Genomic DNA, 21297 nt, shown 5'->3' with positions numbered 1-21297 from the left:
GTGCCCGGCGCGGCGACGTCCGCGCGGGTGACACCCCGGGTGTGGGTCGTGGTCGCGGCGCTGCTCGTGTGCCTGGCCGCCCCCGCCTTCTTCGTGCTGCTCGTGCCCTGGCTCGGGTGGATCCTGCTCGCGCTGGGGCTGCCGGCGGCGTGGCAGGCCGACCGCGGGGCGCCGACCCCGTCGACGGGCACCGCCGACGAGCGGCCGGCGTCGCTCGTGCGCGACCTGTCGCTGATCGCCGCGGGGATGCTGATCGTGAGCGCCATCCCGCTCGCCGCCGAGCTCGACAACGCCGCCATGGTGCGATTCACGCTCGCACTGGGCGGCGCGGTCGCGGTGCCGTACCTGGTGTCGCGGTTCGTCTACCGCGACCGGGCGATCCGGTTCCCGTGGCGCGGCGGGGGTCGATGGACGCCGTTCCAATGGGGCTGGCTCGTCGCGGTGCTGGTGCTCGGATGGCTGATCCTGCCGTTCTACTTCATCACCTCGGGCGTCTACCTCAACTGGCCCGTCGTCGACACCCCCGATCTGATCGCGCGCCTGTTCGTGGGCGTCGGCGCGGTCGGCATCTGGGACGAGCTGTTCTTCATCTGCACGGTCTTCGCGCTGCTGCGCCGCCACATGCCGGACGGGTGGGCCAACGTCCTGCAGGCGATCGTCTTCGTCTCCTTCCTGTGGGAGCTCGGCTACCGCGCGTGGGGTCCGGCGCTCACGATCCCCTTCGCCCTCCTGCAGGGGTTCATCTTCCTGCGGACGCGCTCACTGGCCTACGTCGTCACGGTGCACCTGCTGTTCGACGCCGTCGTGTTCGGCGTGCTCGTGCACGCCCACAACCCCGGGCTCCTGGACGGCTGGTTCCTGGTCTGAGCCCCGAGGGCCGATCGGCCGACGACGCGTCGCGTCGCATCTTCCGGGAGCGGGTGGGAGGATACCGGAGGTGGGGGAGGACACGCGGCGTTCTTCCGCTGTTCGCCCGATGGTGGGAGCATCCTGAGAGGGTTTCGGCATAGCCGATCCGCTGAGGATCGCTCGCGCCACGCGGGGAGAGGAAAGTCGTGACGGTGACCGGTTCCGAAGTTCGCCCTGAGCAGACCGCTGCTCACGGCTCCCGCATCCGTCGGGCGGTCCGCGCGGTGCGCGGATGGGTCGACGACGCGTCGCAGCCGGATCCCGGTCGTCGCCCGGTCACCCGAGTCGAGATATGGCAGGTGCTCGGGCTCTGGGCCGTCGCCCGCGGGGTCAACCTCGCCTTCCTCTTCATCTGGTACCTCGTGTCGACCGCGAGCGGGTGGGGGTTCGGGGCGCAGGATCGTCCCGTCGGCACGTTCACGGCGTTCCTCACCGGATGGGATGCGGATCGCTACGGTCGCATCTCGCTGATCGGATATCCGCCGGTCATCCCGGTGGGCCCGAACGGGAACGTGCTCGAGAACGACTGGGCGTTCCTCCCCGTCTTCCCCTGGCTCGAACGGCTCGTCGGCGATCTCGTCGGCTCCGACTGGCGCGCCGCGGGGATCGGCCTGAGCATCGTGTTCAGCGCCACGGCCACCGTGCTGCTCTTCCTGCTCCTGCGCGAGGTGACCACGCCGCGCCAGTCGCGGTGGGCGGTCGTCTTCTTCTCGTTCGCGCCGCTGTCGTTCGTCTTCGTGATCGCGTACGCCGAGTCGCTCGTGCTGACCCTGACGTTCGCCGCGCTGCTGCTCGCAGCGAAGCGCATGTATGCCTGGATCGCGCCGATCGGACTCGTCGCGGCGTTCACCCGTCCCGGTGCGCTGGCGGTCGCGCTGGCGCTCGGCATCGTGTTCCTCGTGCGCTGGTGGCGCAAGGACGTCGACCCGTTCAGCCGGCGCGAGGCGACGGGTCTCGTCGTCGCGGGCGGGGTGACGGCCGTGGCGGGTCTGGCCTGGTCGTGGATCGCGGACATCGCGACGGGCACGCCGCACGCCTATGTCCTGACCGAGACGGCGTGGTGGCGTCCGTTCGTCGGCTCGGGCGACTTCGTGCCGCTGACGCCGTGGTTCCGCTTCATGGGCGAGTACCTCGGCGTGTTCGGCTGGCTGCTCGTCGCCGCGCTGATGGTGGGCTTCGCGTTGCTCATGTGGTCGAAGCCCGTCCGCCGTCTCGGTGTCGTCGTGGCGGCATTCGGCGTGAGCTACGGGCTCTACATCTTCGGTGTCTTCCTGCCCCAGGCGAGCACGTTCCGCCTCCTGATGCCGATCTCGCCGCTGCTCGCGCACGAGAAGCTGTCGTCGCGGCGGGCCGTGCGGGTGGGCCTTCTGGTCGCCCTCATCGTCCTGCAGTTCTTCGCGGTCTACGGCCTCTGGACGCGCGGCTATCCGTGATCCGCGAGGCGGTGACCGGCACCTGCGGGTGATAGTCTCGATCGGTACGCCTCCGTAGCTCAGGGGATAGAGCGTTGGTTTCCGGTACCAGAAGTCGGGGGTTCGAATCCCTCCGGGGGCACGGCGTACGAAAGGCCCCGATCTCTCGCTCGACGAGAGATCGGGGCCTTCGCCGTTGATCCCGGTGATGCGACCGCGGGGCGCCGTGTGCCCGAGCGGCGGCGCGCGCGGCGCGCGTTCAGCTCAGCGCGGCCAGTGCCAGCGCGAGCGCCGCATCGAACGACGTCTCGCGCTCGTGCGATGACAGCGAGACGCCCGTCGCGGGCACGTCCGTGACCGTCAGCACCGTCAGGGTGCGGATGTGCTCGGCCGCGCCCACCGCGTAGAGCCCTGCGGCCTCCATCTCGACCGCGAGTGCGCCGTGGGCGGCGAGACGGTCGAACAGCCCGTCCGGTGTGGCGTAGAAGTGATCGGATGTGAACACCGCTCCGGTGTGCACCGTGGCGGCGACGTTCGCCGCGGCGCCGACCGCAGCGCTGGCGAGAGCGAAGTCGGGCACGTGACTGAAGACGACTCCCGGCAGCCGTGACGCGCTCATCGCCGAGTCCGTGTGTGCGGCCGTGGCGACGACGATGTCCCGCACCTCGACCGTGGGATGGATGCCGCCCGCCGTGCCGACGCGCACGATCTCACGGACGCCGTAGAACCGCGCGAGCTCGGTGGCGTAGATCGTCATGGACGGCGACCCCATCCCCGACGCCATGACCGTGAGCGGTTCGCCTCGATAGGTCCCCGTGTACCCGAGGATGCCGCGGACATCGGTGACGAGCGTCGGAGCGTCCAGCCGCGTCTCCGCGATGCGCCGGGCGCGGTACGGGTCGCCCGGCATGATCACCTTCGGAGCGATCTGTCCGGGCAGTGCGGCGATATGTGCGGTGCTCATGCGAGTTCCTCCTGTGAGAGCCAGCGGACGAGTCGGTCGAACAGCTCGCCGTAACCGGGCCAGGCGAGAAATGCCGGTGTGGCCCAGTGCGGGGCGAGATCGGAGCTGAACGCCGCGGTGCGGCCCGCCCCGTGGACGCCGATGACGAGAAGCGGATGCTCCGCTGCGGTCGCGAGGACATCGGCGTCCGGTTTCGCGACGAGTTCGTTCATTCCGAGCAGCGCCGGCCAGTGGGCATCGAGCGGTTCGACGATGGGGTGCGGGAGGGAGACGCGCGGAGCGATGCCCGCAGGGACCTCGATCCTGTCGTCGCGGTCGAGGATGCGCACCGGCAGCACATCGGCGAGCGCGGTGCGCCCCCACCGTGCTTTCGCGTCGATCCCGGAGAAGCTCATGTAGCCGCCGATCATCATGAGGCCCCCTCCTGACGCGGTGAACGCGGCGAGGGCCGCGATGATGTCGTCGGTGGCGCGGGACTGCGCGAACACCGCGGGCGGCAGCTGGAAGGTGTTCGCTCCGACGTCGGAGATGACGACGACATCGGCGATCTCGGACAGGCCCGCCGCGCTGGCGGGGAGGTCGGACTCGATGCGGTGCGACGGGACGTGAGTGACGTCGTGGCCCCGCGCTCGGAGCGCCGCGACGAACTCGCCGCCGCCTTCTTCGTATTCGGACGAGGTGAACGTGTCGAAGCCCTTCTGGTGGATCGAGTGCACGAACCAGGACTCTCCGACGAGTAGAACGCGTGACATGGTGTAATGCAAATGCATTTGCATTTCTCACGCCAGCGCTTTCGGTTACGTGCGCGTAAAACAACCGCGCCGAGGCGTCCGCGACGACCGCCGCGTCGCCCGCGCCCGGATAGTGTCGGCCGATGATCCCTCTTGTTGTCGACACCGATACCGCCGCCGACGACTGCTTCGCGCTCCTGATCGCCCTGCTCGACCCGCGCGCCGATCTGAGGGCCGTGACGATGGTCGCCGGCAACGTCGGATTCACCCAGCAGGTGCATAACGCGCTCCTGACGATCGCGCTGGCGGGCCGCGCCGGCGAGGTGCCGGTGCACCTGGGCGCCGAGCGCCCGCTCGCGCGCGAGGGGGTGGATGCGGTCGATGTCCACGGGGACGGCGTCGGCGGGATCCGCCGCCCCGACGACGGCCAGGCGGCGTCGTCCGAGCACGCCGTACAGGCCCTCATCCGTCTCTCCCGCGAGTACGAGGGGCGGTTGCGGATCGTCGCGATCGGCCCCCTCACCAACATCGCGCTCGCCGTGCGCCTGGACCCCGGCTTCGCCGCGCGCATCGACCGGCTCACCGTCATGGGCGGATCGATCAACGGCCGCGGCAACATCACTCCGGCCGCGGAGTTCAACATCTATGTCGACCCCGAGGCCGCCGACATCACGGTGCGCGCCGGGTTCCGTGACCTGCGCTTGCTCACCTGGGATCCGGTGACCCTGCGCGACGCGGTGTTCGATCAGACCCGCGTCGATCGGATCGCCGCGCTCGGCACGCCGCTGTCGCGCTTCTTCGTGCGGGCGAATCAGGCGACGTTCGATTTCGACGTTCGCGCGGGCATCGACGGATCGACGCACCCCGACTCGTTGTCGGTCGCCCTCTCGCTCGACGAGGACATCGTGAGGGAGTCCGCGTCCTTCGGGGTCGCGGTGGAGACCGTCGGGCGTGAGACTCTGGGCGCCACGGTGTTCGACTGGCGGTCGGCCGCCCCCAACGCGACGGCGCCGACTCGGATCGACGCCGATCGATTCTTCTCGTATCTCGTGGGCATCCTCGCCCTCACCCCGCCGACCCCGGCGGCGGTCATCGCTGCCGTCGACGCTCCCCGCGCCACGAGCGCGTAGGAGGACGTGCCCATCGCTCGTCCGCGTGGGCGCCGGTCACCGCTGGGCGGCGACCACGCCGTCCACGATGGCGCGGGCCACCGCCTCCTCGTCGAGGTCGACGATCCAGCGCGTGCTGCCCTCCGCATCCGGGACGAAAGCGGAGACGCCGGATGCGGACACCGTGACGGTGCCGGGCTCCGACAGCGTGAACAACCGCGGGCGCGTGAGCGCGAGCACCGTCACCGGGTCGTGGGGCACGTTCCACGTCTCGTTCCAGAATGCCCACCACTGGTGGATATCGCGCTGCAGCGCCGCACCGAGCGGGCCGCTGTCGGCGATGTTGTCGATCTGCTGAGCGCGCAGCCGCACGCGCCGGGTGGCGTCCAGGCTCGCGATCGTCGTCGGGATGCGTGCCGTCAGCACCCGGCGGCTCGCGACGACGTCGCTGCGGAAATTGTGCTCCGGTTCGTCCGTCTCGAACGCGCCCCCCATGAGCCAGAGGTGGCGAACCGCCCCGGCGAAGGCGTCGTTGCGGTCGATCGCGGATGCGATGTTGGTGAGGGGGCCGACCGCGACGACGTCGATCTCACCGGGGCTCGCGAGAACGGTCTCGACGAGGACGTCCACCGCGTCGCCCCGCGCCACCGGCTCGTCCTCGAGCTGGTCGTGCAGCGTGCCCTCGTGGCCCGCCCACCAGACCTCGCGTCCCGAGAGCGTCGGACCGCTGCCGGCGAACGCCCGCACATCGCGGCCCGCGAGCCGCGCGTAGCGAGATGCCAGACGCGCGCGCAGCAGAGTGTCGCCGTAGACGGTGGTCACGGCACGGAGGTCGACCGACGGCTCGCCGAACAGCACGGCGAGCGCGAGTGCGTCGTCGACGTCGGTGCCGAGGTCGGTGTCGAAGATCACGGAGTGAGTTCGCATGGTTCATTATGATCGACACAAACCGATTTGCCGTATGCTCTCACCACCGTCACACCGACCGACTTCGGAGCGTGCCAGATGACCTACGCCGACCGCACTCGCGCATCCCTGCTCGCGCTTGCCGCGGGCGATGCGCTGGGTGCGCCGACCGAGGGGATGACCCGAGAGGAGATCGCCCGGACGTTCGGCTCGGTCGACACGTTCCTCACCGCCGACGCGGCCGGCACCGACGACACCGAGTACGCCGTCTTGACGACGATGGCCGCGCTCGCCCACGGTCGGTCGATGACGTCCGACGACGTCGCCGACCTGTGGCTCGACGCGCTCGCGGTGCAGGACGGCGGCTTCTCGGGCGCGGGCTTCTCGGAGATCGTCGCCCTCGCGGGACTGTCGGCGGGTCTGCGTCCGCCCGACAGCGGGATCCGGAGTTACGAGCGATGGAGCGACGGTGCCGCGATGCGCGTCGCCCCGCTCGGGCTGCTGTGCCCCGGCGACCCGGCCGGGGCGGCGCGTCTCGCCGCGATCGACGCGACGGTGAGTCATTCCGGCGACGGCGTACTCGCCGCGCAGGCTGTGGCCGCATGCGTCGCGGCGGGCGCCGGCGGTGCGACGTGGGAGGACGCGATCGCGGCGGGGGTGGCGGCCATCCCCGCCGATTCGTGGACGGCGAGGGCCGTCGGGCGTGCGCTGGCCCTCGTGGCGGAGGCGCCGGATGCGGCGCACGCCGAACACGCGTTGTCGGCGTCGCTGCCGCTCCGGCACTACCCCTGGGCGGATGCCGCGCCCGAGGCGATCGCCTTCGCCTTCGGGCTGATCGCTGCGCACGAGGGGGATCTGCGACGCTCCGTCCTCGCGGGCGTGAACATCGGTCGCGACTCCGACACGATCGCGGCGATGGCGGGGGCGATCTGCGGGGCGATCCACGGCATGGCGGCGGTCCCCGCGGAGTGGCCAGGGCGCGTTCACCGCGTCGCGGGGGTGTGCATCACGGCGACCCGAGGCGCCGACCTCTTCGACCTCGCGGACCGGCTCGCGGAGGCAGCGCATGCGCGATGAGTCCATGCTTCACTCGCGCGCGCGGGCGACGCTCTTCGGGGTCGCGATCGGCGACGCACTGGGAGCTCCCGCGGACGTGCATCGGAGCGTGCGGACCCCCTGGGTGCGGGGACGCCTGTGGGCGGGGAGCGCCGACCTCGACGCGCAGCGGGTGAGCAGACCGCTCCTGCCGTTCACTCCGACACTCGACGACGCGCGCGGGATCTCCCCGACGGACGACACCGAAGAGGCGGTCGCCGCGGCGCGGATCCTCCTGGCCGTCGAGCAGACGGGGGTCGACGAGCGCGACGCGGCGTTGTTCGCCCAGTGGCGGGCCTTCCACGGGGGCGAGGACGCGTGGCTCGGGGTGGCGGCGCGAAGTGCCGAACGCAATGCCGCCGAAGGCCTGACCCCGCCGCGCACCGGGAACGACAACCCCGCCGCTGACGACGATGCGGCGGTCCCCTCGGGGATCGCCTTCGGCCTCGCGTACGCGGGGGATCCAGCGGCCGCCGCCGAGGCTGCGCGGCGATACGCCCGCATCACCCACGCCGGCGACGGCGTCGACGCCGCGGCGTTCGCGGCGGTCGTGGTGGCACTGGCGGTCGGAGGCGTCGGGTTCGAGACCGCGGTGGGCACGGCCAGGCAGGAGATCGCGTCGGGGAGCTGGCTCGATGCGGGACTCAGTACCGCGGCGGAGATCGTCCGCGACGTCGCGGACGGGTTCGACGCGATCCCGACGCTCATCGATGCGCTGAGCCCGAGGTTCTACTCGCACGCGGGAACGGCCGCGGAGACGCTGCCGCTCGCCGTGGCGATCACGACGCTCGCCGGCGGCGCAGCGGCGCGCGCCCTCCCGCTCTCGCTGACGATCGCGCGGAAGGCCGACTCGCTGCCCGCCTTCGTGGGCGGCTTCTGCGGTGCCCTCGGCGGCGGCGCAGCCATCGACAGGTGGCTCGCCCTCGATGCGGTGCGGGGGCACCTGCTCCCCGCGGTCGCGGGGCAGTCGCTCACGGGTGTCGCCGCCGACCTCGCCGCACACGCGCTTCGGCGCGCCGTCATCGAACCGGAAGCCCCGGGATCGGAGCACAGATGAGCCGTCCGACGACCTGGATCGATGAGAACGACCCCCTCGTCACCCGCCCGAAGGTCGCCCTCCACGACCATCTGGACGGCTCGCTCCGACCGGAGACGCTGATCGAGCTCGCCGTGGATGCACGGGTGACGTTGCCACGCACGCAGCCGCGGGAACTGCAGTACTGGCTGCGCAATTTCGGCACCGTGGAGCCGGGCCGTGACTGGGAGGACCTGTTCGGGCTCAGCACCTCGGTCATGCAGACGGCTGCTCACCTCCGCCGCGTCGCCCGAGAGTACGTGCACACCCTCGCCGCAGACGGCGTCGTGTACGCCGAGACCCGGTGGGCGCCCGAGAAGCACCTCGCGGGCGGTCTGCGCATGGACGACGCCGTGGACGCCGTCTGGGCGGGGCTCGGGCAGGGCATGAGCGATGTACGCGAGCTCGGACACCCCGTCGAGGTGCGTCAGATCCTCTCCATCATGCGCACCGGCACCGTGGGCCACGAGGTGGTCGACGCCGCATCACGCGGCGCGGACGTCGGTGTCGTGGGCATCGACCTCGCCGGTCATGAAGAAGGGCACCCTGCCCGCGATCACGCGGACGCCTTCCACCGGGCCGAGATGCTCGGCATCCGGCGCACCGTGCACGCGGGGGAAGCAGACGGGGCAGCGAGCATTGCGGATGCGCTCGCGACGTGCGCCGCGGAACGGATCGGTCACGGGGCGCGTCTGGTCGAGGACATCGCGGTCGCGGGCGAGGCGCTCGACGTGCACTCCGCGGTGGCCGCGTGGCGTGCGGCGGGCGCAGACCCCGCCTCGCTCGCGCTCGGCGACGTCGCGGCGCACGTCCGCGATGCGCGCATCGTGCTGGAGGTGTGCCCGACCTCGAACTCGGAGGGCTCGGTGGTGGCGACTCTCGCTCAGCACCCGGTCGCGCTGCTGGCGGCCGCCGGCATCCGCGTCTCACTGCACCCGGATAACCGCATGCTGAGCGAGACCAGCGTGACGGGGGAGATGAGAGCCGTCGTGCGCGCGTTCGGCTGGACGCACGCACAGCTGCGCACCTCCACCTTCGACGCCCTCGATGCGGCGTTCGGTCCGGGGGAGCTCAGGGAGAGGATTCGCGCCGAGGTGCTCGTCCCCGGGTGGGACTGACCGGGGCCAGTCCCGCCCGAGGCTCGCGCGGTCCCGTGCTCACCCGCGCCAGGCGCCGGAGGCCCGGATGCGGACGATCTCGTCGCGGATGCCGGTGTCGCGGTCGGCGCGTTCGTTCTCGAGCTTCGACCCGTCGGCCCAGAACCCGTCGACGTCGCGCCCGGCCTCCTGACCGCGTCGCGTGTGCACGTCGAGCGCGTAGTCCGGGACCTCGAACGGACGCTCGTCCGCGTTGATGAGGTGCAGGACGAGGTTCGCCCACTCGTCGGAGGTGCGGTCCTTGACCCGCTCGGCGAGGAAGCGGATCGCGTGCACGGCGAACAGCCACCGGTCGCCCGCGGCACGTTCCATGCGCTCGTGCATCTGGAACAGCGCGTTGACGACGACGGGCTCCTGGTAGCTGCCGTCGCCGACGTCCTCCGCGGAGATCACCGAGAGACGCGACCACAGGACGGCCTCCAGCTCGGCGCTCGTCTCGTACATCTCCCGTCCGACGAGCAGCGCGAGGCGGAGGTCACCGCGACGGATCGACTTCTGCAGCGTGGAGATGAGCTCGTCCGCGGGGTAGCCGCGGACGGAGGTGACGCGGGTCCAGGGATCCTGGGCGTGGGGAACGGGCATGTGGTGCTCCTCTTCTCGGGGCGTTCGGCGGGCACGCCCGCGCAGCGCACGGACGGGGTCACGGGTCAGGACGCGGCCACGACGCGCGCCATGAGCGTGTCGAAGTCGATCTGCCGTCGGGCGAGTGCCGCCGGCAGGTCGATGGTCTGCAGCGCGCCGTCCCGCTTCAGCCAGCGTCCCGCGGTCATGACGTGGGTCGTGTCGAAGCCGGACGCGCCGTAGACGAGTGCCGACTGCACGGACTGTGCACCGACCGGTCCGCGGTGCAGTGCGGCGACCGGCAGCGCGATGAGATCCGCGATCGCGCCGGGGGCGATCGTGCCGTCACCGGGCGCCCCGCCCATCGCGTCGCGTGAGCGCCAGGTCGCCATGCCGAGCAGCTCGACGGGCGTGACCGGGTTGGGCCTCTGCTCGGCGAACGCGACCAGTTTGCCGAGCGTGCGCAGCTCTTCGAACATGTCGGCGTTGTTGTTCCCGCACACGTTGTCCGTGCCGATCACGACGTTCACTCCGGCGTCGAGCGCTGCTCGGACCGGCGCGGCGTGCGCGCCGCTGATCATGGCGACGCTCGCGGCGACGACGAGGCTCGCCCGTGTTCCCGCGAGCAGCTCGAGGTCGTCTTCGCGAACGTCGTTCGCGTGGGCGAGCAGGACCGGCACGTCGGCGATACCGAGGTCCCGCAGCATCGCGAGCGCCGATCGGTCGAACTGCTGCTCGCAGACGTCGTCCTCCTCGGTGGAGGTCGCGTAGTGGGCGTGGAGGCCCACGCCGTGGCGACGCGCGAGCGCGAACTCGGCGCGGACGGTGTCGATCCGGTTGTCGACGAAGAACGCGTGAGGGCCGATCCAGCGGTCGACGAGGCCGGTTGCCGGTGCCGCGACGAACGCCTCCGCCGCGGCGAGCGAGTGGTCGCGGCGCGCATCGTCCCCCATGTCGACGATGCCGTAGGCGACGGCCGCGCGGACGCCGGTGGACTCGATCGCCTCGACATAGGAATCGGCGAACAGGTATTGGTCGGCGAACGACGTGGTCCCCGAGCCGATCATCTCGGCGCAGCCGACGAGCGCGGATGCGGTGAGCATGTCGGGTGTGAGATGCAGCTCCTTCGCCCGGATCGCACCGAGCCACCCCTCCCAGGTGAGCAGGGAGTGCCCCTCCGAGACGCCGCGCAGCAGCATCATCGGGGCGTGGGCATGAGCGTTCACGAGGCCCGGCATGAGCACACTCGCCCCCAGGTCGGCGACGTCGGGACCACTCGGGCGGGGGCCGGTGATCCGCTCCACGGACACGATCACGCCCCCCTCCACGACGACGGCTCCGGGCTCGAGCACCTGAGAGGTCGCGCCGCCGATCACGACGTGGTCCGCGACGATGGTGGTCGTCACGACGTGACCGTCCCGGTCGCGTCGAGCAGGTCGCCGCTCTCGTGCGCGTCGCCCGTGCTCTGGCCGGCCATCAGTGCCCCGATCTCGACATTGCTGAGCTCGCCGCGGGCGAACGGTCCGGTGATGGCTCCGTCGTAGATCACGAAGATCCGGTCGGCGAGCGTCATGATCTCGTCGAGTTCGGCGGAGACGAGCAGCACGCCGGCACCGCGCTGGCGTGCTTCCAGCAGCGCCTGATGCACGAACTCGATGCTGCCGACGTCGAGGCCGCGGGTCGGCTGGTTCGCGATGATCAGGGCGGGACTGCCGTCGAGCTCGCGGCCGATGACGATCTTCTGCAGATTGCCGCCGGAGAGGCTGCCGATCACGCGCCGCGGTGCGCCGCCGCGGACGATGTAGTCCTCGATGACCTCGCGGGCGAACTCGTACATCGAACGGCCGCGGAGGAATCCCCATCGTGAGAAGCGCTCCGATCGGTACGCCACCGACACCGCGTTCTCCGCGAGCGTCGCTTCGCGGTTGAGGCCGACGTGCATGCGGTCCTCGGCGATGTGGGCGAGCCCCGCGGACCGCGCGAACCGCGGACCGCGGTTCGTCACGGTCGTCCCCGCGATCGTGACGGCACCCGAATCGACTTTCCGAAGGCCCGCGATGGCGTCAACGAGGTTGCCCTGCCCGTTGCCGCTCACCCCGGCGATGCCGACGATCTCGCCTTCGCGGACGTCCAGGCTGACGCCTGCCAGCCCGGAGTCTCCGGCGCTCACCTGGTGGGCGACCAGGTCCTCTGCCACGAGCACCGCGGCGCCGGGTTCCACCGCTGCGATCTCGGCCCGCAGCAGCACCTCACGGCCCACCATGAGCCGGGCGATCGTGGCGGGCGTGGCATCGGCGACCGCCATGTCCCCGACCACATGACCGCGCCGCATGACGACGACCCGGTCGGCGACGGCCATGACCTCGGGGAGCTTGTGGCTGATGAAGACGACCGCCGTGCCCGATCGGGCGAGGTGGCGGACGGCGACGATGAGCTCCTGGGCCTCCGCGGGCGTGAGTACCGCGGTCGGCTCATCGAGGATCAGCAGACGGGTGTCGCCGGCCAGCGCCTTGAGGATCTCGACCCTCTGCTGGAGGCCGATCGGGAGCGTCGCGACCACGTCGGTCGGTTCGATCGGGAAGCCGAGGCGCCGTCCGAGCTCGCGGACCGACTCCTCGGCGGCCTTGTCGTCCACGCGGCCGCCCTTCGTGAGCTCACGGCCGAGGAGGACGTTCTGGGCGACGGTGAAGCTCGGCACGAGCGCGAAGTGCTGCTGCACCATGCCGATGCCGCGGGAGATCGCGTCCTGCGCGCCGCGGATCAGCACCTCCTCGCCGTCGATCAGGATGCGACCGGCGTCGAGCGGGAAGGCGCCGAAGAGCAGATTCATGAGCGTCGTCTTGCCCGTGCCGTTCTCGCCGACGAGCGCGACGACCTCACCCGCGCCGACGGACAGCGAGACGTCGGCGACGGCCAACACCCCCGACGATGCGAAGTACTTCCGCAGTCCCTCGAGCCTCAAGAACTCACTCATGCCTGCACCTTTCTTCCTCGGTTCGACAGGGTCCCGGGGTGACCGGCGCGTCGCGCCGACCACCCCGGTGGCGATCAGCTGATCGAGGCGCACGCCTCGGAGTCGGGCGCGTTGAGCGCGTCGCAGACCTCGTACGACCCGTCGAGGATCGTCGCCCGGTACTCCGCGACGATCGCTTCCGCCGCAGCGATCTGGTCGGCCAGCTCGGGGTGAGCGTCGGCGAACGTCGTGGAACCCTCGTCCCAGGAGAGGCCCGTGGCGCCCTCCGAGAGCCCGAGGAGCGTGACGCCCGAGGTGAACTCGCCCGCCTGCGCGGTCTTGATCATCTCGAGCACGCTCGCGTCGACGTGCTTCATCATCGAGGTGATGACGGTGCCCGGTGCGACGTCGTCCTGGTTGCTGTCGACGCCGATCGCGTAGACGCCCTGCTCCTCCGCGGCCTCGATCACGCCGGTGCCGGTGCCGCCCGCGACCTGGTAGATGACGTCGACGCCGTCGCTGATCATGTCGAGCGCCGTCGCCTTGCCGAGCGCCGGGTCGTCGAACACGAAGTTGAGGTAGCTCGTCTGCACGGTGCAGTCATCGCATGCGGCCTTCACGCCCTGCTCGTAGGCGTAGGCGAACTGGTTCAGTGCAGGCGAATCCCCGCCGACGACCTGTCCGACCTTCTTCGAGGTGGACATCGTGCCCGCAACGAGCCCCGCGAGGAAGCTGCCCTCGTGGGTGTTGATCGCGTAGAGCTCGAGGTTGTCGGGGATGTCCTTGTCCTCGTTGGACTGGTCGGGCATGCCGATCAGCTGGTCGGGGTACTGCTCGGCGATGGAGATGACCGTGTCGAGCGGCAGCGTGATGCTGAGCAGGAGGTCGGGCGAGGTCTGGATCGCGGAGCGCAACAGCGTCTCGCCCTGGGCCGGGTCGGGGGCCTCGATGTGGTTCGTCTTCACGCCGAGCTCGTCGGCCGCGAGCTGGAGCCCGGAGATCGCCGAGTCGGTGTAGGAGAGGTCGCCCGCGACGCCGCCGACGAGGGTGGCGAGGTAGTCGCCCGACCCGCTGTCGGTCGTGGCGGAACCGGATGACGACCCGCTGCAGGCGGTGAGGCTGAGCGCGAGCGCCGCGGCTCCTGCCGCGATCGTGACGAACGTTCTGGTGTGCTTCATTCCGAACTCCTCGGGTGGTGTGGTGCGGGATGGATGGATGGGGCGGGGATGGGGAGAAGGTGAGCGCTCAGGCCGTGGTGACGCGGAGACTGCGCCTGGTGCGCGAGGCGCGGTACGTCTGCGCCGCCCGCACGCCGCGGTAGCCGACGATGCCGAGAACGGCGAGCGTGGCGATCATCGGGATGCCCTGCACGACGGCGTTCGGCAGATCCGTCGTGCTCTGGAGCCGGATGGCGACGGCATCCGAGAACCCGAAGAGAAGGGCTGCGGGGACGATGAAGATCGGCCGGTTCATGGCGAGCAGGGCGGCGGTGATCGCGATCCACCCCGCGCCCTCCGTCATATCGCGGGCGAAGAGGCCGAGCTCGCCGACCGTGAGGAACGCGCCGCCGAGCGCGGCGACGGCGCCGGCGCCGACGAGACTCCAGGTCTGCACCTTCGCCACCGAGATGCCTGCGCTCAGCGCTGCCGCCGGGGACTCGCCGACGGCGAGCAGATGCCGGCCGGACCGGAACCTGAAGAGCACCCCGTACGCGATCGCGAGCAGGAATGCGAGGTAGACCAGGCCGTTGTAGCCGCTGAACATCGTGCTGATCACGGGGATGTCCGAGAGGATCGGGAGCTGGATGTTCGGGAGCGTGTCCACGTCCGGCTTCCACACGCCGGTGCCGCCGAAGAGTACCCGCATGAGGTACACCGACAGCTCGAGGAAGAGCATGTTCAGCCCGATGGCGAAGATGATCAGGTCGACGCCGATGCGGTGAGCGCCCGCCATCATCGCGCCGGTCAGAGCGCCCGCGAGAGCCGCCGCGATCACGGCGACGAGCGAGGATCCCGACATCGAGAGGGCGATGAGGCCGACGAACGCCCCGACGAGCATCTTGGCCTCGATGGCGAGGTTCAGCACCCCGGCCCGTGAGCTGAGGGCGGAGGCGATGGCGCCGAAGAGGATGGGTGTGGTGAGGCGCACGCCGTTCGAGAACATCTCCGGCGTGAAGAAGGACGTGAGGAAGTCCATCAGCGAGCTCCATCCGAGGTCGATCCGGGGGTGGAGGATGCGGGGACCGACGGGGCGTCGGCGGCGGCATCCGGTTCGTCGGTCGGCGGTATCTCCGCCGCGCGTCTCTCGATCTCCTTCGCGCCGCGGCGTTTGCTCAGCCAGAGCTCGAGCCGGTGCGCGAGCGGGGTCTGCACCGCGACGAGCACGATCATGAAGGCGAGGATCACCGAACCGATCTCGCGGGGGATGCCCATGAGGATCTGCAGGCCGTTGATCGCACCGATCGAGATCGACGCGAACACGACGGCGGCGATACCGGCTCCGATGACGGTGGTCCCACCGAGGATCGCGGCCGTGAGCCCGTTGAAACCGGTTCCGTCCATGAAGCCGTCGATGACGCGGTAGTTCATGCCGAGCACCTGGATGCCGCCGCCGATGCCGGCGAGTGCGCCGCCGAGGCCTGCCGCCCGGATGACGGCGGTTCGGGTCCGCATCCCGGAGTACCGCGCGAACACCGGAGCCTCGCCCGCCATCCGCTGCTCGTAGCCCCAGGTCGTGCGGCTCATGTAGATGTATGTCAGGACGACGAACGCGAGCGCGATGACGATGTTCATCCCGAGCTTCGTCGCGGGGTCGAACACCGCGAGACGTGCGGTCTCATCGATCTGCGGGGTGAAGGACGTGCTCGCCCCGGCTTCGCGCATCGGGTAGTTCACGAGGAACGACAGCAGCAGGGCGATCATCGAGTTGACGATGATGCTGACGATGAGCTCGTTCGCGCCGAGGTACACGCGGAAGAGGGCCGGCACGATGCCGACGAGAGCGCCGGCGACCGCGCCACCGAGCAGAGCCACGATGGGGTGGATGACGCCGGGCAGGGGGACCATGTAGCCGATCGCGACGGCGACGAGCCCGCCCATGGCGTACTGGCCCTCCTGTCCGATGCTGAACAGACCCGCGCGCAGCACCATCACGGCGCCGAGGGCCGTCATGATCAGGGGCGCCGCCGTGGTCAGCACGGTCGCGAAGTTGCAGAACTGCGGGGCGCAGGTGAACGCCGCCTGTCCGATCGCTCCGATGGCCTCGATCGGGGAGGCGCCCGACACGGCGATCAGTGCCGCGCCGATGATGAGCGCCACGATCACCGCGACGACCGGCACCGAGATGCGCTGCGCCGCACGGGCCAGATCAAGATCTTTCATTGCACTTCCCGATATGCCAAACGATTTGCACTTGATGACAAGAGGATCACGCGACCGATCATATGGACCGGGATGCGGCCGCGAGCACCGCGAAACAGTAACTTTTGTCCGGTGAAATGCGGGCGAAACACCACGCGTCGTGCCGTGACCAGTGGTTCGCCGCACTCGATGATTAGACTGGGTGTGCAAACGGATTGCAGGACGAAGCCAATGGGGGACGGGGATGGACGCGCAACGGAAGCGCCGGCCGACGATGCAGCAGATCGCGCGCATCGCGGGGGTGAGTGTGACGACGGTGTCCCACGTCTTGTCGGGAAATCGTCCGGTGAGTCCACGCACGGCCGAGCGCGTGAACGCCGTGATCCAGCGATACGACTATGTTCCGGTGTCTGCGGCGCGGCGGCTGAAGAACGGTCGAGGCGGGCTCATCGCCCTCGTCGTCCCCGACCTCACGATCTCGTACTTCGCGCACGTCGCGAAGGGGGTGGAGCGGGCGGCGGAGGCGGCGGGATTGGGCGTCATCATCTGCAGCGTGTCGGTGAACGCTCCGCGCCGGCATCTCGACCTCGTGCGCGAGGGAACGGTGGACGGCATCGTCCACCTCGCCTACAACCAGCAGCTCGATCGTGAGATCGTCGCTCTCTCCGCCGACTACCCGGTCGTCATCGCCGACGAGGAGCTGCCTGACGCGACCAGGATCCCGACGGTGACGGCCGACAACCTGCACGGCGGGCGACTGATCGGCGAGCATCTCGCGGCACTCGGACACCGCCGGGCCCTGGTCATCGCCGGCCCCGAAGCTCTGGCCTCCTCATCGCAACGGGTCGTGGGTGTGCGGGAACTCCTTCCGAAAGCACTGGTGCTCCGGGGCGAGTTCTCTGCGGATGCCGGCTACCGGCTCGTCGACGAGGCGCTCGGGAGCGGCCTGGGCTTCACCTGCATCGCCGCCGCCAGCGACGATCAGGCATTGGGCGCGCTGCGGCGGCTGCGCGAAGCGGGCGTCGATGTGCCGGGCGACATGTCGATAACGGGATTCGACGACGGAGCCGTGGCGGATGCCGTCGGGCTCACCACCGTGCGCCAGCCCGCGATCGACATGGGCGTGCGTGCGTGCGAACTCCTGATCGAGAGAATCCAGGACATGAACTCCGCCGCTGAGCGTCCGGCGTCGACGCCCGTCGAACTCCTGCCGGTCGAGCTGATCGTGCGTCGGACGACGGGACCCGTGTCGACGCCGTGACGCACGTCGGAGGCGGAGTGCACGTCGATGAGCGACCACGGGCGCACCCCGTCGTGATGCCGGGCACGGTTCGCGCCGGGTCGTTAGGCTCGCGGGATGACCGATCACGCGGTGCCGAACCTGCCCTCTCGCGACTTCGATGACACGATCGCGTTCTACGGCCCGGTCGGATTCGCGGTGGCGTATCGGGACGAGGGCTGGCTGATCCTCCGCCGCGGCGACCTGCAGCTCGAGTTCTTCCTCTTCCCCGATCTCGTGCCCGACGAGAGCTCCTTCATGTGCAGCATCCGTGTGGACGACGTCGCGGCGTTGTACGAGTGGTTCCTGGCCGCCGGCGTCGCCGAGACCGCGGTGGGCAGGCCGCGGCTGCATCCGGTGCGGTCGCAGCCCTGGGGTGGACGCGCGGGATTCCTCGTCGACCCGGACGGCACGCAGCTGACCCTGATCGAGAACGGCGGGTAGCGCGCGATCTCCTCGCCGCGCGCGGGCTCAGACGTTGTCGGGCGGGGCGGGGGGAGTGCGGCGTGCGCGGGGTGCAGGCGGCGGCGGAACCGCCTTCGCCGCGATGATCGCTCCGCGCGGGATGCGCTCGAGGCCGCGTTTGCCGTCGACGACGACGGTGTGGTCGCCGACCTCGAGCAGCTCGCCCAACGCATCCGTCGCCTGACCGCTCGGCAGCAGGTAGCGCACGACGACGCGCGTTCCCGGCTCCGGCAGTCTCATCGAGCGATCCTCACCACGCGCCGGGCGCGTAGTCCTTCAAGAACACTCCGAACAGGTCTTCACCGGCCTCGCCGCGCACGATCGGGTCGTAGACCCGGGCGGCGCCGTCGACGAGGTCGAGCGGTGCGTGGAAGCCCTCCTCGGCGAGACGCACCTTCGTGGGGTGGGGACGTTCGTCCGTGATCCAGCCGGTGTCGACGCTCGTCATCAGGATGCCGTCGCTCTCGAACATCTCGCGGGCGCTCGTGCGGGTGAGCATGTTGACGGCCGCCTTCGCCATGTTCGTGTGCGGATGACCGGGGCCCTTGTAGCCGCGACCGAACACGCCCTCCATGGCGCTGACGTTGACGACGTACGTGCGGCGTGCCGGGCTCGCCGCGAGCGAGGGACGCAGTTTCGAGACGAGGAGGAACGGCGCGGTCGTGTTGGCGAGCTGCACCTCCAGCATCTCGAGCGGGTCCACCTCGCCGACGCGCTGCGTCCACGAGTTCACGTGGTCGAGGTCGGGCACGAGTCCGCCGGCATCGATCGCGGTGCCGGCGGCGAGACGCTCGAGAGAGCTGGATCCCGCTGTCATCGCCTGCTCGGTCAGCTCGTCGGCGCGCGATGCGGCCGCCGCGAGGATGGGGTGAGCGGTGACCGAGCGCTCCAGGGCCTGCGGATGCTGGTCATTCGTGTGGCCGAACGTCACCAGCTCGGGCAGCGGGCCGTCCGGAAGAGGGGCAAGCTCCGCATCCACCAGAGGCTGGTAGGCACCGGGGGAGCGGCGCACGGTCTGCGTCGCGTTGTTGATCAGGATGTCGAGGCTCCCGGCCGCGGCGACGTCGTCGGCCAGGCCGATGACCTGCGCCGGGTCGCGCAGATCGATGCCGACGATCTTGAGGCGGTCGATCCACTCGGGAGCATCCGGCAGGCTGCTGAAACGACGCACCGCGTCGCGGGGGAACCGCGTCGTGATCGTCGTGTGCGCGCCATCGCGCAGCAGCCGCAATGCGATGTACATGCCGATCTTCGCGCGCCCGCCGGTCAGCAGCGCGCGCCGGCCCGTCAGGTCGGTGCGCGCATCGCGCTTGGCGTGGCTCATCGCCGCGCACTCGGGGCAGAGCTGGTGGTAGAACGCATCCACGATCGTGTACGGCTTCTTGCAGATGTAGCAGCCGCGGGCCTTGAGGAGGGTTCCTGCGATCGGGGCGGTCGTCGTCGTGCTGATCGGGATGCCGCGCGTCTCGTCGTCGATGCGGTCGGCGGCGCCCGTCGCGGTCGCCGCGACGACCTCGCGGTCGGCCTGCGCGATGGCATCGCGGATCTCGCGTCGGCGGACCTTCTTCACCGCCTTGAACATGCCGGCGGTCGCTTGACGCACGGCGATGAAGTCGGGATGCGTCTCATCGAGCCCCGCCATGCCCCCCAGCACCCGCAGGGTGACCTCGAGGTCCGAGGGATCGATGCCGCTCGGCGGCAGGTCGGACGGGGAGGAGGACTCGGGAGGCACACGAGATTCTACGTCGCGGGCCGCGGTCCTGTTAGCGTGCGACGGTGACAACGCCGCAATCTCCCGCATCCGCCGCCCGCCGCATCCACGTCTCGGCAGCCGTGATCGTCGACGATGAGGGGCGCCTGCTCCTCGTCCGAAAGGCCGGGACGAGCGCCTTCATGCAGCCCGGCGGCAAACCGGAGACGGGCGAGACCCCCGACCAGACGCTACGGCGCGAACTCCACGAGGAGCTCGCGCTCACCATCGCGCCGCACCAGATGACCTCGCTCGGCGTGTTCGAGGCGGCCGCCGCGAACGAGCCCGGTTTCATCGTCGTGGCGGACGTGTTCACCGTGGAGGTCGGATCGCAGACACCCCGGATCGGCGCGGAGATCGAAGAACTCCGCTGGGTGACCCATGCCGACGCCGAGGCGCTGGAGGTCGCCCCGCTCGCGCGCGAGAACTTCCTGCCGCGCTGACGTCCGCCCGGTGGCATCGGTTCACGCGGGAGGCGCTCCGGGGGCCGGTGCATCGCCCGCCAGCCAGGAGAGTACTGCGGCGGCAGGGCCCTGCGGCGCGTGCCGCCAGCCGGTGCCGGCCCACAGATGCACCATGTCGGGGTCGCCCGCGGCCGCCGCGGCGAGACGCAGCCGGCGCGTGAGGTGATGCACCGCGGGGTAGGCGGTCACCTCTACCGCCGCGTACTCGTCGACGAAGCGGTTGCGCAGGGCCCGAGCGGGCCGGCCGGTGAAGACGCGCGTGAGTGCGGTCGCGGTGAACGCCGGGTCGACCAGCGCCCGTCGGTGGACGGGCGACGTGCCGGCTTCGTCGGTACGCAGCAGCATCGTTCCCACCGACACCGCGGTCGCCCCCGCATCCAGGATGCGCCGGACCGCCGCCGGCCCGTCGACCCCGCCGCCGGCGATGACGGGCAGGTCGACGGCGGCACGGATGCGTTCGACGAGGACCTCGGTGTCGACGTGCGCGAGCGTGCGGGCGGGGTCGAACGTCGCCGAGTGCCCACCGGCGGAGGGCCCCTGGACCACCAGCCCGTCGACTCCGGCCCGCTGCGCGGCGCGCGCCTCGTCGACGCCGGTGACCGTGCCGAGGACACGCGTGCCGACGGCCTGCAGCGCCGCGATCTCGTCGCCCTGCGGCAGCCCGAACGTGAGCGAGACGACGGGTACCGGATGGGTGAGCAGCAGCTCGACCTTCTGCGTCCACGCGTCGTCGTCGGCGCGCGGTTCGGGATCGAGCGCGACGCCGAACCGCCGCGCGTCGTGCTCGAGCGCGGCCGCGTACGCCGCGAACGCGGCGCGGTCGGCGACGGGCGGGCCGGGGACGAAGAGGTTCACGCCGAAGTCGGAGACGTCGTCGCCGAGGCCCGTGATGTCGTGGTGGAGCTGCGCGGCGCTCCGGTAGCCGCCGGGCAGGAACGGGAAGGCGCCCGCCGCCGCAGCCGCGCGGGCCAGGGCGGGCGTCGTGGTGCCGCCGGCCATGGGGGCGGCCACCAGGGGGAGGGGCGTGTTCAGCAGAGAGTCGGGCACAGCGGTTCCTCCGATGTCCCGTCCAGGTTATGCGGGTCGAGGCCGTGCGGGACAACGGGGG

The 21297-nt window shown here is 70.7% G+C and carries 21 protein-coding genes and 1 tRNA gene; 10 read left to right on the top strand and 12 right to left on the bottom strand.

The genetic code is table 11. The annotated features are described in order from the left end of the window. The 3 genes from AB0N73_RS12820 (at position 1) to AB0N73_RS12810 (ending at position 2463) form a co-directional block, all read left to right on the top strand. On the top strand, positions 1-867 hold the full coding sequence (locus tag AB0N73_RS12820) for a CPBP family intramembrane glutamic endopeptidase (protein WP_363564039.1): 867 nt from the start codon (positions 1-3) through the stop codon (positions 865-867). Between the two features lie 194 nt (positions 868-1061). Further along, positions 1062-2342 (top strand): hypothetical protein, encoded by a 1281-nt coding sequence (locus tag AB0N73_RS12815; RefSeq protein ID WP_363564037.1) that lies wholly within the window; start codon positions 1062-1064, stop codon positions 2340-2342. Between the two features lie 48 nt (positions 2343-2390). Next, positions 2391-2463, top strand: a tRNA-Arg gene (locus AB0N73_RS12810). Positions 2464-2580: 117 nt separating this feature from the next. On the opposite strand, the gene deoD is transcribed toward AB0N73_RS12810, so the two are convergent. Continuing rightward, on the bottom strand, positions 2581-3285 hold the full coding sequence (gene deoD, locus AB0N73_RS12805; RefSeq protein WP_363564035.1) for a purine-nucleoside phosphorylase: 705 nt from the start codon (positions 3283-3285) through the stop codon (positions 2581-2583). Further along, positions 3282-4037 carry a glutamine amidotransferase gene (locus AB0N73_RS12800; protein WP_363564033.1) on the bottom strand — a complete coding sequence of 252 codons (756 nt, stop codon included), beginning with the start codon at positions 4035-4037 and terminating at the stop codon, positions 3282-3284. Before AB0N73_RS12800 ends, deoD begins: the two co-directional genes overlap by 4 nt. Before the next feature lie 122 nt (positions 4038-4159). Between AB0N73_RS12800 and AB0N73_RS12795 the strand changes: the two genes are divergently transcribed. Beyond that, positions 4160-5146, top strand: a complete 987-nt coding sequence (locus AB0N73_RS12795; protein ID WP_363564031.1) for a nucleoside hydrolase — start codon at positions 4160-4162, stop codon at positions 5144-5146. A 36-nt stretch (positions 5147-5182) separates the two neighbouring features. Here AB0N73_RS12795 and AB0N73_RS12790 read toward each other — a convergent pair whose 3' ends face one another. After that, the gene (locus AB0N73_RS12790; protein ID WP_363564029.1) at positions 5183-6052 is read right to left on the bottom strand and encodes a nucleoside hydrolase; all 870 of its coding nucleotides are present in this window, start codon (positions 6050-6052) and stop codon (positions 5183-5185) included. Between the two features lie 78 nt (positions 6053-6130). On the opposite strand from AB0N73_RS12790, the gene AB0N73_RS12785 reads away from it, so the two are divergent. From AB0N73_RS12785 to AB0N73_RS12775, 3 genes are read left to right on the top strand one after another with little or no spacing between them, the layout of a single operon-like run. Then, a complete protein-coding gene (locus tag AB0N73_RS12785; RefSeq protein WP_363564027.1) occupies positions 6131-7108 on the top strand; it encodes an ADP-ribosylglycohydrolase family protein in 978 nt (325 codons plus the stop codon). Beyond that, positions 7098-8183, top strand: coding sequence for an ADP-ribosylglycohydrolase family protein (locus AB0N73_RS12780; protein WP_363564025.1), 1086 nt, complete (start codon positions 7098-7100; stop codon positions 8181-8183). Before AB0N73_RS12785 ends, AB0N73_RS12780 begins: the two co-directional genes overlap by 11 nt. After that, positions 8180-9319: an adenosine deaminase family protein gene (locus tag AB0N73_RS12775; RefSeq protein ID WP_363564023.1), complete on the top strand. Its 1140-nt coding sequence runs from the start codon at positions 8180-8182 to the stop codon at positions 9317-9319. The genes AB0N73_RS12780 and AB0N73_RS12775 overlap by 4 nt, the downstream gene beginning before the upstream one ends. Before the next feature lie 39 nt (positions 9320-9358). Here the strand turns inward: AB0N73_RS12775 and AB0N73_RS12770 are convergent, their stop codons facing one another. From AB0N73_RS12770 to AB0N73_RS12745, 6 genes are all read right to left on the bottom strand, one after another. After that, a complete protein-coding gene (locus tag AB0N73_RS12770; RefSeq protein ID WP_363564021.1) occupies positions 9359-9940 on the bottom strand; it encodes a hypothetical protein in 582 nt (193 codons plus the stop codon). 65 nt (positions 9941-10005) lie between these two features. Next, positions 10006-11325 carry an amidohydrolase family protein gene (locus tag AB0N73_RS12765; RefSeq protein ID WP_363564019.1) on the bottom strand — a complete coding sequence of 440 codons (1320 nt, stop codon included), beginning with the start codon at positions 11323-11325 and terminating at the stop codon, positions 10006-10008. Further along, positions 11322-12893, bottom strand: a complete 1572-nt coding sequence (locus AB0N73_RS12760) for an ABC transporter ATP-binding protein (RefSeq protein ID WP_363564017.1) — start codon at positions 12891-12893, stop codon at positions 11322-11324. Before AB0N73_RS12760 ends, AB0N73_RS12765 begins: the two co-directional genes overlap by 4 nt. Positions 12894-12967: 74 nt before the next feature. Next, positions 12968-14050 (bottom strand): BMP family ABC transporter substrate-binding protein, encoded by a 1083-nt coding sequence (locus AB0N73_RS12755; RefSeq protein ID WP_363564015.1) that lies wholly within the window; start codon positions 14048-14050, stop codon positions 12968-12970. A gap of 67 nt (positions 14051-14117) precedes the next feature. Next, the gene (locus AB0N73_RS12750) at positions 14118-15068 is read right to left on the bottom strand and encodes an ABC transporter permease (protein WP_363564013.1); all 951 of its coding nucleotides are present in this window, start codon (positions 15066-15068) and stop codon (positions 14118-14120) included. Then, positions 15068-16252: an ABC transporter permease gene (locus AB0N73_RS12745; RefSeq protein WP_363564011.1), complete on the bottom strand. Its 1185-nt coding sequence runs from the start codon at positions 16250-16252 to the stop codon at positions 15068-15070. The genes AB0N73_RS12750 and AB0N73_RS12745 overlap by 1 nt, the downstream gene beginning before the upstream one ends. A 223-nt stretch (positions 16253-16475) precedes the next feature. Here AB0N73_RS12745 and AB0N73_RS12740 point away from each other — a divergent pair, with 223 nt between their 5' ends. Further along, positions 16476-17492, top strand: a complete 1017-nt coding sequence (locus AB0N73_RS12740; RefSeq protein WP_363564009.1) for a LacI family DNA-binding transcriptional regulator — start codon at positions 16476-16478, stop codon at positions 17490-17492. 96 nt (positions 17493-17588) lie between these two features. Beyond that, entirely contained in the window at positions 17589-17954 is a 366-nt protein-coding gene (locus AB0N73_RS12735; protein ID WP_363564007.1) for a bleomycin resistance protein, read from the top strand. A gap of 27 nt (positions 17955-17981) precedes the next feature. On the opposite strand, the gene AB0N73_RS12730 is transcribed toward AB0N73_RS12735, so the two are convergent. Further along, positions 17982-18215, bottom strand: coding sequence for a hypothetical protein (locus AB0N73_RS12730; protein ID WP_363564005.1), 234 nt, complete (start codon positions 18213-18215; stop codon positions 17982-17984). Positions 18216-18225: 10 nt separating this feature from the next. Beyond that, entirely contained in the window at positions 18226-19707 is a 1482-nt protein-coding gene (locus AB0N73_RS12725; protein ID WP_363564003.1) for an SDR family NAD(P)-dependent oxidoreductase, read from the bottom strand. A gap of 44 nt (positions 19708-19751) precedes the next feature. Here AB0N73_RS12725 and AB0N73_RS12720 point away from each other — a divergent pair, with 44 nt between their 5' ends. Next, complete coding sequence (locus AB0N73_RS12720; protein ID WP_363564001.1) at positions 19752-20168, top strand: NUDIX domain-containing protein; 417 nt, start codon at positions 19752-19754, stop codon at positions 20166-20168. A 21-nt stretch (positions 20169-20189) separates the two neighbouring features. On the opposite strand, the gene AB0N73_RS12715 is transcribed toward AB0N73_RS12720, so the two are convergent. Further along, entirely contained in the window at positions 20190-21236 is a 1047-nt protein-coding gene (locus tag AB0N73_RS12715; protein ID WP_363563999.1) for a nitronate monooxygenase, read from the bottom strand. Positions 21237-21297: the final 61 nt, after the last annotated feature.

It is taken from the genome of Microbacterium sp. NPDC089189 (assembly GCF_040685095.1).
Lineage (GTDB): Bacteria > Actinomycetota > Actinomycetes > Actinomycetales > Microbacteriaceae > Microbacterium.
This window is presented reverse-complemented; position numbering and strand designations above follow the sequence as displayed.

Excerpts from the sequence above, each read along its gene's own strand:
- AB0N73_RS12755 (WP_363564015.1), bottom strand. The coding sequence starts at position 14,050 with ATGAAGCACACCAGAACGTTCGTCACGATCGCGGCAGGAGCCGCGGCG.
- AB0N73_RS12770 (WP_363564021.1), bottom strand. The coding sequence starts at position 9,940 with ATGCCCGTTCCCCACGCCCAGGATCCCTGGACCCGCGTCACCTCCGTC.
- AB0N73_RS12775 (WP_363564023.1), top strand. The coding sequence starts at position 8,180 with ATGAGCCGTCCGACGACCTGGATCGATGAGAACGACCCCCTCGTCACC.
- AB0N73_RS12740 (WP_363564009.1), top strand. The coding sequence starts at position 16,476 with ATGGACGCGCAACGGAAGCGCCGGCCGACGATGCAGCAGATCGCGCGC.
- AB0N73_RS12800 (WP_363564033.1), bottom strand. The coding sequence starts at position 4,037 with ATGTCACGCGTTCTACTCGTCGGAGAGTCCTGGTTCGTGCACTCGATC.
- AB0N73_RS12780 (WP_363564025.1), top strand. The coding sequence starts at position 7,098 with ATGCGCGATGAGTCCATGCTTCACTCGCGCGCGCGGGCGACGCTCTTC.
- AB0N73_RS12785 (WP_363564027.1), top strand. The coding sequence starts at position 6,131 with ATGACCTACGCCGACCGCACTCGCGCATCCCTGCTCGCGCTTGCCGCG.
- AB0N73_RS12735 (WP_363564007.1), top strand. The coding sequence starts at position 17,589 with ATGACCGATCACGCGGTGCCGAACCTGCCCTCTCGCGACTTCGATGAC.
- AB0N73_RS12790 (WP_363564029.1), bottom strand. The coding sequence starts at position 6,052 with ATGCGAACTCACTCCGTGATCTTCGACACCGACCTCGGCACCGACGTC.
- AB0N73_RS12795 (WP_363564031.1), top strand. The coding sequence starts at position 4,160 with ATGATCCCTCTTGTTGTCGACACCGATACCGCCGCCGACGACTGCTTC.
- deoD (WP_363564035.1), bottom strand. The coding sequence starts at position 3,285 with ATGAGCACCGCACATATCGCCGCACTGCCCGGACAGATCGCTCCGAAG.
- AB0N73_RS12730 (WP_363564005.1), bottom strand. The coding sequence starts at position 18,215 with ATGAGACTGCCGGAGCCGGGAACGCGCGTCGTCGTGCGCTACCTGCTG.
- AB0N73_RS12745 (WP_363564011.1), bottom strand. The coding sequence starts at position 16,252 with ATGAAAGATCTTGATCTGGCCCGTGCGGCGCAGCGCATCTCGGTGCCG.
- AB0N73_RS12750 (WP_363564013.1), bottom strand. The coding sequence starts at position 15,068 with ATGGACTTCCTCACGTCCTTCTTCACGCCGGAGATGTTCTCGAACGGC.
- AB0N73_RS12760 (WP_363564017.1), bottom strand. The coding sequence starts at position 12,893 with ATGAGTGAGTTCTTGAGGCTCGAGGGACTGCGGAAGTACTTCGCATCG.